The sequence below is a fragment of the Enterococcus sp. FDAARGOS_375 genome (assembly GCF_002393265.1).
GTDB lineage: Bacteria > Bacillota > Bacilli > Lactobacillales > Enterococcaceae > Enterococcus_D > Enterococcus_D innesii.
Genome location: NZ_CP023515.1, coordinates 1,911,060 through 1,927,607 on the forward strand (window position 1 = coordinate 1,911,060; position 16,548 = coordinate 1,927,607).

The window sequence follows — 16,548 nt, forward strand, 5'->3', positions numbered from 1 at the left end:
AAAACAAGCAGCACAATGAGTAGGTTGCATTGTGCTGCTTATAAACGTATACTGCTGCCGGCTTTACTAAATATTGCCTTTTAATAATCGGACACCATGAGTAGGAACCTCAGCATCGGCAATTGTTTGTTCTTTTTGTTGCCATAACTCAGTGCCGCTTTTAATTGGTAGTAAATCAGTGATCGATTTTGGGATGGTTTGTGTTTGATCAGAAACATTGAAAATGGCATAGTAGACTGCGGTGTCGCTCAACGCCTCCCAAATGATCCACTCTTGATCACGATAGAACTCTTTTTTCGTATGGATTCTTCGATACATTTCTAAGACTTCAGTATTCGTCAATAAACGTAAGGTAAAGGGATCGATGTCTGGTAAAGTACCACCAAACATCAATGGAGATTGGAAGATCGTCCATAAACTCATCAATAAGTATTGCTCGTCTTCCGTAAAACGTGTCCAGCTGTCACCACCACCTCCATCAACTGCTCGAATGCCGATATGACCCAACGGCAGCATATCACAGTCAGGCCAGTTACCTGGACGAACGAAAGGTGCCCACTCTGCTGCTCGGTCAAACATGGCGTAAAGGGCGTCCCAATGATCCCAAAAGTCATCCGTCAAGCGCCACATATTGGCATGATTTTGAAAGAAACTACCATTTTTGAGGGCAGCTGGTCCGGGAGACAAAGAAAGGACGATCTCTCGACCCGATCGATCGATCGCACGGCGAATCGCTTTGATTTCTGCTTTATGGGCATCACCGTAAATTTTTGAATCGCCGATATCATCCACCTTTATAAAGTCAACACCCCAAGAAGCATATAATTCGAGCAAAGAATCATAATAAAGCTGTCCTTCAGGCAATGAAACATCGACCCCATACATATCGGTATTCCAAGGGCAGATTGAATTCATAGCAATGTCCCGTGCCCGTTTATCCGTTCCTTTGATCGGCGTATTTTGATGAACTGCTTGTCGTGGAATGCCACGCATGATATGGATACCAAACTTCAGCCCTTTTTGATGCAGATAGTCACCAAGTTTTTTGAAACCAGCGCCATCTTTTGCTGAAGGGAAACGGTTCTCAGCAGGAATCAAGCGAGAATAGTCGTCCATACACAATGGATAAAAATCATTGTACTTTGTAGACTTTGCTTCTGGTTCGCTCCATTGAATATCTACGACGACATACTCCCAACCGTAAGCTTTCAAATGCTCTGCCATAAAATCAGCATGGGCGATCACTTCTGCCTCGGTTACAGAAGCGCCATAGCAGTCCCAAGAATTCCATCCCATTGGGGGTGTTTGTGCAAAATGTAAAAAAGACATCGATTTCCTCCTAGTACGTTTTTCTTATAGTATAGTAAGCAATAAAAAAGAGAGGGAAAGTTTTGTCAACTAGAAATAAAAAAGAAAGAAATCGTCAACGAATGAAAAAGGAGTTGATCAATGGTGTTTCCACAAGAAACAAACTATGCGAAGATTACAGCATACTATAGTGTTGCCCTTGAGCGTTTTTCCATGGATCCACATCAACACCCAGCGTGTGAGATCATGTTTGTGACCAAAGGGAAGTGTAAGATAAAGATTGAAAATCAAGTAATTGTTCTGGAAAGAAATGATTTCGTTTTCATAAACGCGTTTGTGGAACACGCCTTACTCGTTGAAGGAGATTCCTGCACCTTACTGAATATTGAATTTCTTCTGAGTGAGACACCGTCCGGCCTTTGTGTTCGTGATGTTTTTGCATACATCAAAGGAAATGTACAATTGAATGAGCCTTACGCGAAAAGTCGCGATGTCCGCCAATTTGGACAAGCGATCAAGTCATTGCTGCAGCTGCTAATGATCGATGATACTCAAGAGCAACCGTCTGCTGAACGGCAATTTACGATCGAGCTCTTGTTTAAGCGGATGCTGATGGAATTAGCCTTTTCATTACGTACGAAAGAAACCAAACGGGGCAATTGTTATGTGAACGCTGCGGTCAACTATATTCAACAGCATTTTGATGAAGATATTCAAGTCTCCCAAATCGCAGCGGCTGTGGGGATTACGAAAGCCTACTTGCATAAACTCTTTCATGAGCAACTGGGAGTGACGGTCAACCATTTTCTCACTAGTGAGCGTCTGAAGCAGGCAGCATTTTTACTAAGCAATAGTCAGCTGCCAATCGTCGAAATTGCCGCTCAAGCAGGATTTAACAGTAGGCAGCACTTTACCAATACCTTTAAACAGAAAAAAGGCATGAGTCCTAAAGCTTACCAGCTCTTATATAAGCAAACGATCAAAGAGGAGGCAGGGCAACATATCACAGGAGATGATCCGGCCTTTTTATTAATGAAGTAAATATGAAACGAATAATCAAACTTAAAAAATAAAAGAACAGGAGAACGAAATGAAAGAATTCGCATTAAACAAGATCCAGCTCACGGACGAGTTTTGGCAAGGATACCAAGAGCTTGTTCGCAAAGAAACGATTCCTTACCAATACCAAGTCCTAAATGATGAAATCGATGTAGATGTTCAAGCAGAACGGGAAGATCCCAATTTGCCAGCTGGGAAAAGCCATGCCTTGGCGAATTTTCGCATCGCTGCAGGGCAAATGGAAGGGGAACATTTTGGCTGGTTTTTCCAAGATAGTGATGTCTACAAATGGATCGAGTCGGCTGGGTATAGCTTGTTGAATACTAGCGATCCGCAATTGGAAAAGACAGTAGATGAAGTGATTGACTTAGTTGCTGCGGCACAAGAAGCGGATGGCTACTTAAATACCTTCTTTCAATTGACCCGACCGAAGTTAAAATACCGTCAGTTGTATTTCAGTCATGAACTTTATTGTGCCGGGTATTTAGTCGAAGCGGCTATCGCTTATGATCAAGCGACAGGCAAGGATAAATTACTGACCGTGGCAGAGAAAAATATCGCCAATATTTGCACGCATTTTGGGCGGGAGCCTGGAAAAATTCAAGGTGCTGATGGCCATCAAGAGATCGAATTGGCGCTGGTGCGTTTGTATGAATACACTGGTAAACAAACCTATTTGACATTAGCAGATTTCTTTCTTGAGGTACGTGGGGAAGATCCTGCCTTTTACGAAAAAGAAATCTTGAAAAACCAAGCGGATGGCTTATCAGATGAAATGCCAAGGGTAGACCTCACTTATTTACAAGCCTACGATCAACCTAAAAAGCAGCATGAAGCCAAAGGTCATGCGGTACGAATGCTGTATATGGCAAGCGGGATGGCAAAAGTCGCCCAGCATACCCAAGATCAAGAATTAATCGATGCTTGCGAAGCGATTTGGGAAGACATCGCCTATAAGAAAATGTATGTGACCGGGGGCGTCGGCTCAACCGTTCACGGGGAAGCCTTTGTCGGTCCCTATGATTTGCCGAATGATACGATGTATTGTGAAACTTGTGCAGCTATTGCATTGGTCCAATTTTCTTTTGAGCTGTTCAAACTAACCAATGAACCGAAATATTTAGCGACGATGGAACGAGCGTTGTATAATAGCGTTCTTTCTGGTGCGGCAATTGACGGCAAACACTTTTTCTACGTGAATCCTTTGGAGGTCAATCCCCAACGAGATCAGGAAAATCCTGGCAAAGGCCACGTCAAAGCTCAACGACCCGATTGGCTCGGTTGTGCGTGTTGTCCGCCGAATTTTGCGCGGATGGTCGCTTCGCTGCAGCGCTTGGTTTACACTTACGATCAAGAGAAGCTTTACGTGAATTTATTTGTAGCAAGCCGTTTAGAAGAACCTGACCAATTTACGTTTGAACAAACGGGCGGGTTTCCTTTTACAGAGGACCTCACGATTCGCTATCAAGGCATTTCAAAGACGCTCATCATCCACAAACCTAACGGACTAAGTAAGTTTCAAATCGAGAGTGAACACGAATGGCAGAAGACGAACGAGGCAATCATCTTTGAGGCAGTCGAAAACGTGACGGCCAATATCCGTTTTGAACAACCATTGCAAATCCTGCGTGCGAATCCTCAAGTTATTCAAGCTATCAATCAAGTCGCATTGCAACGTGGCCCCTTCGTGTATTGCATAGAAGAAGCCGACAATGGTCAAGCACTCTGGCGTTGCCGCATCGACCCACAGGCGCTGAAGGCGACCTTTTCGAAAGAGGATACGTTGTTGCCAACTACTTTACGTTTGGCGATCAAAGGCTACCAAAGCGAAGAATGGTCGGGAACAACCCTTTACGAAGAACGAGCGGAAACGGTCATACCTCGTACGTGGCAACTGATCCCATACCATTTATGGGGCAATCGGGGCATAGGCGAAATGCGCGTTTGGCTGCCGCTCGTTGGAAAGGTGTAAGAAGTAAGCAGGGCCAAAGATCTTCCCTAAAAGGAGGCTCTTTTTTCTATGTGAAAATAGCGGGAAAAGTTCACTGTATATAAGTGCATTATTGTATTTTTGACGTACTCAATCAGGTACGCTATAATTATATCAAGAAAAGGAGGAGAGGCAATGGCTAATACAACGATGAATCCTAGCACTGCTCGCAAAAATTTTTATCAGTTATTGAAAGATGTAAATGAAAACCATACTGAAATTGAGATTATTAGTGATCGTAGTGGAAACAATGCTGTGTTGATTGGGCTAGAAGACTGGAGAGCGATTCAAGAAACCCTTTTTCTTGAGCAAACAGGTACTCTAGACAAAGTACGAGACCGCGAAAAAGACGACAGTGGCTTTACGGATATTGATGATATTGATTGGGAAGCTCTTTGATGAGTAACTATACAGTCGCAATTAAAAACTCTGCGAAAGTGGATCTAAGGAAAATCAAACAATCGAATTTAAAGAAACAGTTTGAAGAAGTGATTCAGACCTTGAAGGAAGATCCATATATGCCCACGCAGTCTTTTGAAAAGCTGAGACCTACACATGAAGGCAGATATTCACGTAGGCTGAATAGGCAACATCGAGTGGTTTACAAAGTTGATGAGGAAAATAAAGTTGTGGAAATTTATTCTGCATGGACACATTATGAATGAAGTGTGAAGAGCTGATTTTTTAGCTAGTTGACCAAGAGCTTCCCAAAAAGGAGGCTCTTTTTTTTTCTAAACTCAACCTTCTTGGATTTGTTGCATGATTTCTTTAATTTGTTCCTATATTCCGGTCTTTGAAAGCGTTATCGTTTTAGTGTAGGAATGTTGGCCGGTTTATGTAAAACAAGGAGGAAGAAGTGTGACAAGGAAAATCAGTAAAGTTGGCGCATCTTTGTTGGTATTGGCAGCGGCAACGGCAATCGGTGGCTGCACCCAAAGTGAGGCGAAGACAACTGGAAAAGTCGTTTACCAAGAAACAGCCAAAAGTACGTTGGAAAAAGCGATGGACAATCAACCGGAGTCGTCTTATTGGTTCCCAGAGGATTTGTTGGCATGGTCTTTTGAAAAAGATCCAGATGCGAAATACAATACCAGCGTTGTTCCATTAGCGCAGCGGGCAGCTAAAGAGACGTTGCCGAAGATGAATGACACGCAAACGGCAGAAACCAAAGTCGTGGCGCTTTCGATTATGAATAGCAGTACGAGCGGCAATGCACCACGTGGGATCAATACCTTTGATGCCAATGTCTTTTCTTATTGGCAATACATCGATCAATTGGTTTATTGGGGCGGCTCTTCTGGCGAAGGGATCATCGTACCGCCAAGTCCTGATGTAACGGATGCTGCTCATAGGAATGGCGTGCCGGTTTTAGGAACGATCTTCTTTCCGCAAACTGCCCATGGTGGGAAGCTGGAATGGCTAGATACGTTTTTAGCTAAGGATGAGGACGGCAACTTTCCGATCGTAGAAAAAATGATCGAAGTTGCCAATACGTATGGCTTTGATGGCTGGTTCATCAATCAAGAAACCGATACGGCGGTCACTAGTTTTGATGATGCAGCGGAAGGTGTCGAACAATCGGGGGCTGATGGTAAAGGACTAAATGAAAGCCACGCCAAAGCAATGCAAGAATTGATCGCCCAATTCAAAGAACAAGCCGACGAGCATTTAGAGATCATGTGGTATGATTCCATGACGAGTGATGGGAAAATGGATTGGCAAAACGCTTTGACGGATAAGAACAAAGCCTATTTGGTGGATGCAGAGATGAACCCATTGGCAGATAGTATGTTCTTGAATTTCTGGTGGACCACTGACAAACTGGCGGACAAAGAGCTGTTGAAGGCCTCCAATGAAAAAGCCCGTGAAATCGGTGTCGATCCTTACGATCTTTTTGCTGGGATCGATGTACAAGAAAATGGCTATTCAACGCCTGTGCGCTGGGATCTGTTTACGGATGAAAAAGGCGTTCCTTATACCTCATTGGGCCTGTATGTGCCTAGCTGGACCTATTCTTCTGCTAGTACGCCGGATGATTTCCAAAGCAAAGAGAATGCTTTTTGGGTCAATAACACGGGCGATCCTCGGGAAAGCCAGCTGCCAGAAGCGACAGAGTGGCCTGGGATCTCCACGTATGCCCTGGAACAGACCGCTATCACAGAGCTGCCTTTTGTGACGAATTTTAGTTTTGGGAATGGCTACAACTATTTTATCGAGGGAGAAAAAGTGTCCAGCCGCAATTGGAACAACCGAAGTTTGCAAGCTGTTTTGCCGACCTATCGTTGGGTCTTTGACCATGGAAAAGACAATGATTTGGCTGTATCAATCAATTATGCGGATGCCTATAATGGCGGAAATGCACTGAAACTACGTGGACAGATGACAAAAGGCAGTACCAGTCACATGGAATTGTATCAGACAGCATTTCCTGTGACGAAAAAGACGAAGTTGACGACGACTGTCAAAGCAACGGTACCGACAGCTCTTGATTTGGTCGTGACTTTAGCTGATGGTTCAACACAAACGATCAAAGGAGACAAAGAGGTCGCAACAGACTGGACGACGATCACTTACTCATTGAAAGACATCAAAGGGGAAGTGACAGCGATCGGTTATGACATAACCACGAAAGAAACCAGTGATGTCTATGAGTTGAATCTAGGGCAATTAACGATCGGAGATCAGAAAGCGGAGAAATTCGCTGCCGAAGCATTGACGGTTGAGGATGTGCTCTTTGATGAAGAAGAGGGCAACTATGCGGGTGTCCGTTTAACGTGGGAAGCTGCCAAGGACAAGACAGCTGCGGTTTATGAGGTCTACCAATTGAACGATGACGGCTCACGCTCTTTCTTAGCAGCTACGCCAGCAACCAACCACTATTTGAATGCCGTTGAACGACCAAAAGGGACGAAAACCAAGTTCGCGGTGGTGGCAGTGGATCGCTATGGCAATCGCGGCAAGCTATCCGATACGGTGGAGATCACTTGGCCGAACAATCAGCTGCCAAAAGCAGCCTTTACAGCCTCTAAAACCTTAGCGGCACCGGGGGAAACGATCACCTTCACGAATACCTCATCTGCGAATGCCGAAGCATTTGAATGGACGTTTGAAGGCGGCGATATCACCAGCAGTACAGAAGAAAATCCCCAAGTGACCTATTCGGAACCAGGTACCTACAAAGTCACGCTTGTTGCCAAAAACGAAGCAGGAGAGACCCCTCTGGAAATGGCGGGATTGATCACGATTTCTGCTGATGCGCCGAAAGAGTTGCTGCTGCTTTCAAAAGATGCCGAAGCAACTGCTTCATCGTTTGTCAATGATGCCGAAGCACCAGCTTTTGCCCTCGATGGTGATTTGAGTACGAAGTGGTGTGCGACAGGCAATGCGCCTCATGAGTTGATGATCGATCTCGGTCGACCACAAACGGTCAGTGAAGTACGCCTCGCCCATGCGGAAGCTGGTGGAGAAGGCCCAGACATGAATACGCGGGCGTATACGGTGCTCGTCAGTGAAGACGGCAAAGACTATGAGCCAGTTTCACGAACGTTGAAAAATGAAGCAGGCAATAGCACCAATACGTTTGCCGTCAAGAAGGTGCAATATGTAAAAATCAGTATTGATAAACCAACACAAGGAGCAGACTCAGCAGCCCGAATCTATGAAGTCGAAGTATACGGAATGGATAAATAGCAAAAAAGAGCAGGGCGTTAACCCTAAAAAGGGAAGCGGCTGAAGCGATGCTTTTCTGAAAAATGACCGAACCAAAAAAGCCGTTGCGACCAATAAATGGTCACAACGGCTTTTGCTTTTTCCCAATAAGTTTAGCGTGACGTACGGCTGGCGGGATCTAAGCGGCGTTCAATAAAGCTTAGCCCAAGATCCGTAATGATTGCCATCAAGGCAGTTGGTAAAGCACCGGCTAAGATGATCGATGCTCCATCTGTCGCATTGGTTCCGCGGATGATGATGTCCCCCAGTCCACCAGCACCAACGAAAGCGCCAATGGCGGTGATACCGATCGCCACGACTAAGGCGTTTCGAATCCCTGCCATGATCACCGAAACAGACAATGGCAATTCGATCATATACAATCGCTGCCAGCTAGTCATCCCCATCCCTTTGCCGACATCTAACGTATTGCGGTCGACTTGGCGCATGCCGGTATAGGTATTTTTGATGATCGGTAACAAAGAATAAAGGAAAATCGTTAAAATCACGACATTCACACCTAAGCCCATGCCGATCATTAAAATCGAGATCATCGCTAAAGATGGAATCGTCTGGATGATATTGGCGAAACGAATCACCCAATCTGCCAAACGCATTTTTTTAGAAATCAAGATCCCGATTGGAATGCCGACGATCGAGGCAAAAAGTACCCCGTAGATTGAAATCAAGAAGTGACGAATGAACTGGGCAAAAACATAGCCGCCATTTTCTTGAAAATAGAAAAGAAATTGTTGGAATAAATTCATGTCTGCCATTTCGTCACTCTCCTTCGAAATAATTATTTTCTTCTAAGAAACGTTCGGCAACTACCGTTGGTTCTAGAAGGTCATTATCCACTTGATAATTCAATTCTTGCATTTTTTCGGTATCGATTTTGCCTGCTAATTTGTTCAGGGCATCGCCGATTTCAGGTGTTTCTTCCAATAATTTGTCATCGACGATCGGTGCGGCATCATAAGGCGGGAAAAAGTTTAGATCATCTTCTAGCATCACGAGATCGTAACTACCGATCCGGCCGTCGGTTGAGTACCCTAAAACGATATCCATTTTTCCGTTATCAACAGCATCATAGACAAGACCGATCTGCATCGGTAGGATATTTTGGAAAGAGAATCCATAGGCTTTCTGGAAGCCATCGTACCCATCGCCGACCCGTGTGATCCACGCGGTATCGACCCCTGCGACCAATTGATCTGCGACATCTTTCAAGTCACTGACTTTTTCCAATCCGTATTTTTCGGCAGTGTCTTTCCTGACAAGAAAGACATACGTGTTATCAAAGCCATAAGAAGGGAACCAAGTCTGTTGGTACCGTTGCTCAAATTCTGATTTGACTTTGTCAAAGGCGGCTTGCGGATCAGATTCTGGCTCCAACCCTAACGTCGTGGTCAAGTCAGTGCCTGTGTAGCGGGCAGCTGAGATCGACGCATCGCCATTCATCATTGCTTGGTGATTGATGGTCGTTGTTGCTAAGTTGTTAATGACGGTTGTGTTTTTATCCGTATAGTGTTCGACCATACCGGCAACCACCGCGCCAAGAATTTGGGCTTCGGAAGTGATCCCACCTGTGATCGCCACGGTATTCTCATCAGAAGTCGAGGCTAAACCGGGAAAGGAACAGCCGGACAGTAAAGCGACACCTAAGGAAAACAACAGCGCTAATTTTGAAGTTTTTTTCATTACGCATCCCCCCTTAAGGCAGCTGGTGTCAGTTTGTTTTCTAACAAACCCAGTAACCAGTCAGCTAATAAAGCAAAGATCGTCACTGGAATCGTCCCAGCAAAAATCAAAGGCGGTTGGTAATTGTTTAGTCCGCTAAAGATCAAATCACCAAGTCCACCGGCACCAATGTAAGAAGCCAAGGTAGCCCAGGCTAAAACATAGACGGCCGATAAGCGGATCCCTGCCATGATCGTTGGGATCGCTAGGGGTAATTCCACGCTGATGATCGACTGTAAGTTGGTCATCCCCATCCCTTTGGCAACATCGCGGTAATTCCAATCGACTTTTTTCATTCCAATGTAGGTATTTCGCAAAATCGGCAACAAGGAATAAATGAAAAGAGCGACGATAGCAGGGACTTTTCCGACACCTAAAATCGGGATCATCAATGCCAATAGTGCCAAAGAAGGCACGGTTTGCAGCGCACTGGTGATGCCGATCACGACCGTTGCTGCTTTGGGGAAACGGGTCAAGATCACACCGATCGGTACGGCAACAAGAATCCCTAAGAGCAAAGCCGCAAAGGAAATATACAAATGTTCAAGACTTTTGGTGACCAATTGGCCGCCATATTCATTAAAGAAGCTTTGCATGCGCTAGACCTCCTCAGTTTCTTCAGGTTTCGCCGACTCAATGGCTTCCATGATCGATGGCTCATCGCCCCAAATCACGTCATAAACGATATCAACTAAGGAAGCACGGGTCAAAATCCCAACTAAATGTTTGTCGGCATCTACTACCGGCACATATTTTAAGCCGCGTTTTAAGATACGTTGCAAGGTATCCCGCAACAAGGCGGTTTCGCGAACGAAAAAGACATCTTTGTTCAAAATATCGCCGACACTAGTAACTTTACCACGGTTGCGGTCGATGGATTCGACATCGATGTAGCCTTTTAGCACGTTGCTATTGTCGGTAACCAGCAAGGTATCGACCCGTTTTTCCCGCATCAAGTGAATCGCTTCTTGTAAGGATTTTTCTGGTGTGATAGCGATCGGGGTATTTAACATTACGTCTTTGACTGGCGTCGTGTCAGGTTTTGCTTGTAACAAGCGGTCTTCACCGATCAATTCTTCCACAAACGGTGTTGCCGGGTGTTGCAGAATATTTTCTGGTGTATCAAATTGAATGACTTTTCCTTCACTCATGATCACGATGCGGCTAGCAAGCTTCAATGCTTCGTCCATATCATGGGTAACAAAGACGACAGTTTTTCCAAGCCGTTCTTGCAAGTCTTTGACCAAATCTTGTAGGGAGTCACGAGTGATTGGGTCTAGTGCGCCAAAAGGCTCATCCATTAAAATGACATCTTGGTCAGCTGCCAAGGCACGGACAACACCGATCCGTTGCTGTTGCCCTCCAGACAATTCGTTGGGGTAACGGTCGAGCATTTCTCGTGGCAATTCCACTAAGTCGATCATGCGCTCGGCAGTTTTGTTGCGTTCTTCTTGGCTGACTTTTAACAATTTTTGAACCAATGTGATGTTTTCCCGAATCGTCATGTGAGGCATTAAACCGATGCTTTGGATCACATAGCCGATTTGACGGCGTAATTCCACTGGGTTGATCTCTGTAACGCTTTTTCCATTGATCAAGATTTTTCCTTTAGAAGGATCCGTCATACGGTTGATCATCCGCATACAAGTCGTCTTTCCGCTACCACTTGTCCCGATGAAGCAAATGAATTCGCCTTTTTCAAAGGAAAGATTCACATCTTCAACAGCGACTTTACCACCTTTGTAAATTTTGGATACCTGCTGAAACTCAATCATGATGTCACCTCTATTTTTATTTAAGCAATCTGAATAATGGCTTATAATCTGTAATAAGTATGCCGAAAAGTCACGTGTTATTCAAATAATCTGCCCATTTTTTTCATAATTGTATAGACAAAACTGAAAATAGCGCCATAAGCAAGTCCAAATTAAGGAGCGATGCATAGGGAAAAGAAACGGCGAAAATATGTCGTTATTTTTCATTGGGAAAAGGGGTGCTTTTTTGTAGAACGCCTTGGCAGCAGTCTCTTTAATTTTTTCTAAGAAAGGGCAGAATTAAAAGCTGTTTTTTCAATTTTTATAAAAACATGCTAGAATAGAGAAGAATTTAGGGAAAGAGAGGAACAACATGCTTACAACTGAAGATTTTGATTTTGAATTACCGGAAGAACTGATCGCCCAAACGCCATTAAGCGATCGCTCAAGTTCCCGTTTATTAGTGGTTGACCGTGAGACTGGCAAATTTGAGGACAAGCACTTCTATAACATCATTGATGAATTGGCACCCGGCGATGCCTTGGTGATGAATGATACACGGGTGCTACCAGCTCGTATCTATGGCGAAAAACAAGAAACAGGTGCCCATCTGGAAATCCTTTTACTGAATAATATTGAAGGGGATACGTGGGAAACCTTGATCAAGCCAGCCAAAAGAGCCAAAGTCGGCACGAAGATCACCTTCGGCGACGGACGATTAGAGGCAGTGGTGGAAGAAGAGCTCGATCACGGCGGCCGGATCATTCGTTTTCAATACAAAGGAATCTTTTTAGAGATTCTGGAATCACTTGGCGAAATGCCGTTACCGCCTTACATCAAAGAACGGCTAGAAGACCCAGACCGCTATCAAACGGTTTATGCCAAAGAAAACGGCTCAGCTGCCGCACCAACTGCCGGCTTGCATTTTACCCCAGAATTGCTGGAGCAGATCGCCGCAAAAGGCGTCAAGCTGGTTTATCTGACTTTGCACGTTGGTTTAGGAACGTTTCGTCCAGTCAGTGTCGATAATATCGCTGATCATGAGATGCACAGCGAATTTTACCGTTTGACAGAAGAAGCTGCTGCGCAATTGAACGAGGTTCGGGCAAATGGTGGCAAGATCGTTGCAGTCGGAACGACTTCGATCCGTACACTAGAAACCATTGGGACCAAGTTTGATGGGCAAATCAAAGCCGATAGTGGGTGGACGAGTATTTTTATCACGCCAGGCTATCAGTTTAAAATCGTGGAAGCTTTTTCTACCAACTTCCATTTACCAAAATCAACCTTAGTGATGTTAGTCAGTGCCTTTGCAGGACGCGACCTAACACTTTCTGCCTACCAACATGCCATCGATGAGCGGTATCGCTTCTTTAGCTTTGGCGATGCGATGTTCTTAAAATAAACAAAAAAAACTGAGCGACGTAAGCGGCTCTTTAAGTTGAAACAATTTCTCAACTTTTAGAACTGCTTTTTTGTCGCCCAGCTTACTACTAGAGGAAGGTATAAGTGGTGGTCGCTTTTTGTGGTCCATGCAAAGCAATGTTTCTCGAAAATTTGTTTTCATTTACAAACTTACACATGTTTCGTGTATTCAGATACAAAATGAGACGTATCATTTTTCGATATGGAAATGTTCGATCCTTGTTACGTTTTTCTTCTTGTTACTTTACACGTTTGGTACTAGGTGAAACTTGTACGTTCAACAACTTTTAGTAGATTGAGTTTGCGATATTTACGAAAACCACCAACAGAGTTGCTACCTTCCTTACACGTATACTATAACACGAAACGAAAGCGTTTGCAAAAGAAAAAGGTCGTTTTCCTCAAAAAAAAGACCGGCGAACCGATCTTTTAAGCAAGTGCTCGTTTAGGCAGATTGTCATAAAACGCTGCTTTGGTTGCACTGATGTAAGGTGTCAGCCATAAGTAGCCGATTCCTGCAGTCATGATGGCCAAAATGTGCCAGCCGATGAAGCTCAGATCAAGGATGAACAGTTGACCTTTGTAGCCTCTCATTAAATGACGGCTACCTGTGATGCAGCTGAGAAAATCTGGCCGCATGCCCGTTTCTTCATAGGTATCATAAAAGACAAAATATGCTTGAGAATAAGAATAAGCTTTAATGATCCCAGGAATGATAAACAGGAATGTCCACAACGTCGTGAAGATAGTCGACAAAATATAAATGACGATGATCCCTAACACGAAAGCACCACTGAAGCCACGAAAGACATCAGAAAAGGGTTGGATCGACTGTTTTTTACCGCGTAAAAGATCAAGGAAAGTCCAAGAGATCCCAGCACCGAATAAGGCAGAAAATAGACCGCTGATCAAACCGCCGCCGCCACTGCCACCACTGCCGCTAGCGGAATTGACTGCATCGGTAGAACCAAGATCATTGAACATACCGCTTTGATACAATGGAATAACAGTAAGGACGATAATGACGAATGCGATAGCGATCGAGATCAAAGTCGGTACAATACACATCAAAACACTGTCTTTCCAGCGTCCTCGCAGGATTGCTTTTGCTTCTGCTTTTAGTTCTCTATTTGATTTCATTTCAAAAAACCTCCCTTCAATATAAATAACATGATAGCAAACTTTCGCTAAATCTTCAAAAAAAAGTAATAGATGTTTCGCATGACTAGGAGAAAATACTCTTAGTTTCTTTAAACTTCCTTGCAAAATGTAAGGGCAACCCTTATCATAGATAGCGTTGCATAGTTAATCGAGTATAGAGAGAAAGTAGGGAAATGAATGACGGAACCAGCCATTCGTTATCGTCTGATAAAGAAAGAAAAGCATACCGGTGCCCGTTTAGGCGAACTGATCACGCCTCACGGAACCTTTCCAACGCCAATGTTCATGCCAGTCGGCACATTAGCAACGGTCAAAACCCTTGCCCCTGAAGAGTTGAAAGAAATGGGTGCAGGCGTCATTTTAAGCAATACCTATCACTTGTGGTTACGTCCAGGAGAAGACATTGTTGCAGAAGCAGGCGGCTTACATAAATTTATGAATTGGGATCAACCGATCTTAACAGATTCAGGTGGCTTCCAAGTCTTTTCATTAGCCGAAATGCGCAACATCGTCGAAGAAGGTGTCCATTTCAAAAACCATTTGAATGGATCGAAAATGTTTTTATCTCCTGAAAAAGCGATTGATATCCAAAACAAATTAGGGTCAGATATCATGATGAGTTTTGATGAGTGTCCGCCATTTGATGAAAGCTATGACTACGTCAAAAAATCGGTGGAACGGACGTCTCGCTGGGCGGAGCGTGGCTTGAAAGCCCATGCCAATCCAGATCGGCAAGGCTTGTTTGGGATCATTCAAGGTGCAGGATTTGAAGACTTGCGCAAGCAAAGTGCCCAAGACTTGATCAGTATGGACTTCCCAGGGTATTCCATCGGCGGCCTGTCAGTTGGCGAACCAAAAGCGGAAATGAATCGCGTGTTGGAATTTACAACTCCTTGCATTCCAGAAAACAAACCACGTTACCTGATGGGCGTTGGGGCAGCTGACTCCTTGATCGATGGCGTGATTCGCGGTGTCGATATGTTCGACTGCGTTTTACCAACACGGATCGCAAGAAACGGTACCTGTATGACTTCAAAAGGTCGTTTAGTCGTGAAAAATGCGCAATATGCCCGTGACTTTCGACCAATTGACGAGAAGTGTGATTGCTATACATGTAAAAACTATTCTCGTGCGTACATCCGTCACTTGATCAAATGTGATGAAACCTTTGGTATGCGTTTGACGTCTTACCACAATGTCTACTTCTTATTAAATCTGATGAAAAATGTCCGTCAAGCCATCATGGATGACAACTTGTTGGAGTTCCGTGAGCATTTTATTGAAGAGTATGGGTTCAACAAGGAAAATGCGAGGAATTTCTAACATTCTCTACTAAAATGGTGGGAATAATAGAGGAATTCTGATAAAGTATCTTATAGGAAAGAAAATAAATCGAGGTGAAAAAAATGGCACAATCTTTACCAATGCTCTTTATGCTGGTTGCTTTAGTGGCAATGTGGTTCTTTATGAGTCGTTCACAAAAGAAACAACAGCAAGAGCGTAAAAATCTTTTAGAAAATATGAAAGCTGGCGATGAAGTCGTAACCATCGGCGGACTCCACGGCGTTCTTTCTGAAGTCAACACAGAAAAAAGCACCGTGATCATCGACTGTGAAGGAATTTTCTTAGAGTTTGATCGTTCAGCGATCCGCACAGTGAAACCTGGAACTGTTGCATCCGTTGAAACACAAATCGAACCAGCTGATGTCGAAGACGCAACGAGCATCCAAGACGAAACCAAAGAATAAGCACAAACGCACCGTCGCTTTCTCAGAAGTGATGGTGCGTTTTTTTAGTAGTCGGACAGGTTCTAAAATAAAACAAGCACCGCAGCAAAACAGAGATCGCTCGTTTTGCTGCGGTGCTTTGATTGCCTTCGTTACTCGATCGGAATCAGTTTCTTTGACGCTTGTTTGCCTTGGTCTTTTGGCAACGTCAATTTCAAAATTCCTTCAGCGTAAGAGGCTTTGATTTCATCCTCTTTGACGTTTTCTAACAGGTATTGCCGCCGAACGCTTGTCAAGCTGCGCTCGCTGCGAACCAGACGTCCTTTTTCATCTTCGGTCGCATGATCCGTCTGGTGTTGTCCCGTAATCGTTAAAACCCCATTTTCATAGGTTACTTGAATATTTTCTTTAGGGATGCCAGGCAGTTCTGCTTCAACGAGAAATTCCTTGTCATTCTCGTGAATATCGGTTTTGATCAGGTTCGATTTAAACCCATCAAAAAAACTGCGGCCAAAATCTTCAAAGAAATCAAAAGGTGTCATACTGTATGAATCTGAGCGGCGTGGCACAATCTCATGTGTCATAAGAATCATCCTTTCTTTATTCTTTTGTTTTTACACTTTTTATTTTATTCATTTTTTAGCGAATTTCAAGTGATTTACTCGCTTTAAAAAAA

The 16,548-nt window shown here is 44.1% G+C and carries 15 protein-coding genes; 8 read left to right on the forward strand and 7 right to left on the reverse strand.

All coding sequences use genetic code 11. The features are described 5' to 3' along the window. Window positions 1-66 precede the first annotated feature (66 nt). Complete coding sequence (locus tag CO692_RS10270) at window positions 67-1,329, reverse strand: glycoside hydrolase family 27 protein (RefSeq protein WP_096742192.1); 1,263 nt, start codon at window positions 1,327-1,329, stop codon at window positions 67-69. A 120-nt stretch (window positions 1,330-1,449) separates the two neighbouring features. Between CO692_RS10270 and CO692_RS10275 the strand changes: the two genes are divergently transcribed. From CO692_RS10275 to CO692_RS10295, 5 genes are all read left to right on the forward strand, one after another. Beyond that, window positions 1,450-2,349 (forward strand): helix-turn-helix domain-containing protein, encoded by a 900-nt coding sequence (locus CO692_RS10275; RefSeq protein ID WP_096742193.1) that lies wholly within the window; start codon window positions 1,450-1,452, stop codon window positions 2,347-2,349. A 49-nt stretch (window positions 2,350-2,398) separates the two neighbouring features. Continuing rightward, the gene (locus CO692_RS10280) at window positions 2,399-4,339 is read left to right on the forward strand and encodes a glycoside hydrolase family 127 protein (protein WP_096742194.1); all 1,941 of its coding nucleotides are present in this window, start codon (window positions 2,399-2,401) and stop codon (window positions 4,337-4,339) included. Window positions 4,340-4,492: 153 nt separating this feature from the next. Continuing rightward, window positions 4,493-4,756 (forward strand): type II toxin-antitoxin system Phd/YefM family antitoxin, encoded by a 264-nt coding sequence (locus CO692_RS10285; RefSeq protein WP_086293915.1) that lies wholly within the window; start codon window positions 4,493-4,495, stop codon window positions 4,754-4,756. Continuing rightward, window positions 4,756-5,022: a Txe/YoeB family addiction module toxin gene (locus CO692_RS10290; protein WP_002294198.1), complete on the forward strand. Its 267-nt coding sequence runs from the start codon at window positions 4,756-4,758 to the stop codon at window positions 5,020-5,022. Before CO692_RS10285 ends, CO692_RS10290 begins: the two co-directional genes overlap by 1 nt. A 193-nt stretch (window positions 5,023-5,215) precedes the next feature. Next, on the forward strand, window positions 5,216-8,047 hold the full coding sequence (locus tag CO692_RS10295) for an endo-beta-N-acetylglucosaminidase (RefSeq protein WP_096742195.1): 2,832 nt from the start codon (window positions 5,216-5,218) through the stop codon (window positions 8,045-8,047). A gap of 131 nt (window positions 8,048-8,178) precedes the next feature. Here CO692_RS10295 and CO692_RS10300 read toward each other — a convergent pair whose 3' ends face one another. From CO692_RS10300 to CO692_RS10315, 4 genes are read right to left on the reverse strand one after another with little or no spacing between them, the layout of a single operon-like run. Beyond that, window positions 8,179-8,841, reverse strand: a complete 663-nt coding sequence (locus CO692_RS10300) for an ABC transporter permease (RefSeq protein WP_005227316.1) — start codon at window positions 8,839-8,841, stop codon at window positions 8,179-8,181. Between the two features lie 4 nt (window positions 8,842-8,845). Further along, window positions 8,846-9,766 (reverse strand): osmoprotectant ABC transporter substrate-binding protein, encoded by a 921-nt coding sequence (locus tag CO692_RS10305; RefSeq protein ID WP_086293917.1) that lies wholly within the window; start codon window positions 9,764-9,766, stop codon window positions 8,846-8,848. Further along, window positions 9,766-10,401: an ABC transporter permease gene (locus CO692_RS10310; protein ID WP_016609633.1), complete on the reverse strand. Its 636-nt coding sequence runs from the start codon at window positions 10,399-10,401 to the stop codon at window positions 9,766-9,768. Before CO692_RS10310 ends, CO692_RS10305 begins: the two co-directional genes overlap by 1 nt. 3 nt (window positions 10,402-10,404) lie before the next feature. Next, window positions 10,405-11,580: a betaine/proline/choline family ABC transporter ATP-binding protein gene (locus tag CO692_RS10315; protein ID WP_005227327.1), complete on the reverse strand. Its 1,176-nt coding sequence runs from the start codon at window positions 11,578-11,580 to the stop codon at window positions 10,405-10,407. 352 nt (window positions 11,581-11,932) lie between these two features. Between CO692_RS10315 and queA the strand changes: the two genes are divergently transcribed. After that, window positions 11,933-12,964 carry a tRNA preQ1(34) S-adenosylmethionine ribosyltransferase-isomerase QueA gene (gene queA, locus CO692_RS10320; RefSeq protein WP_010748742.1) on the forward strand — a complete coding sequence of 344 codons (1,032 nt, stop codon included), beginning with the start codon at window positions 11,933-11,935 and terminating at the stop codon, window positions 12,962-12,964. Between the two features lie 449 nt (window positions 12,965-13,413). On the opposite strand, the gene CO692_RS10325 is transcribed toward queA, so the two are convergent. Further along, window positions 13,414-14,124, reverse strand: coding sequence for a DUF975 family protein (locus CO692_RS10325; RefSeq protein WP_086293918.1), 711 nt, complete (start codon window positions 14,122-14,124; stop codon window positions 13,414-13,416). A 198-nt stretch (window positions 14,125-14,322) separates the two neighbouring features. Here CO692_RS10325 and tgt point away from each other — a divergent pair, with 198 nt between their 5' ends. After that, complete coding sequence (gene tgt / locus CO692_RS10330; RefSeq protein ID WP_086293919.1) at window positions 14,323-15,468, forward strand: tRNA guanosine(34) transglycosylase Tgt; 1,146 nt, start codon at window positions 14,323-14,325, stop codon at window positions 15,466-15,468. An 83-nt stretch (window positions 15,469-15,551) separates the two neighbouring features. Then, window positions 15,552-15,893 (forward strand): preprotein translocase subunit YajC, encoded by a 342-nt coding sequence (gene yajC / locus CO692_RS10335; protein WP_005232170.1) that lies wholly within the window; start codon window positions 15,552-15,554, stop codon window positions 15,891-15,893. Between the two features lie 131 nt (window positions 15,894-16,024). Here yajC and CO692_RS10345 read toward each other — a convergent pair whose 3' ends face one another. Further along, window positions 16,025-16,456 (reverse strand): Hsp20/alpha crystallin family protein, encoded by a 432-nt coding sequence (locus CO692_RS10345; RefSeq protein WP_060792622.1) that lies wholly within the window; start codon window positions 16,454-16,456, stop codon window positions 16,025-16,027. Between the last annotated feature and the right edge of the window lie 92 nt (window positions 16,457-16,548).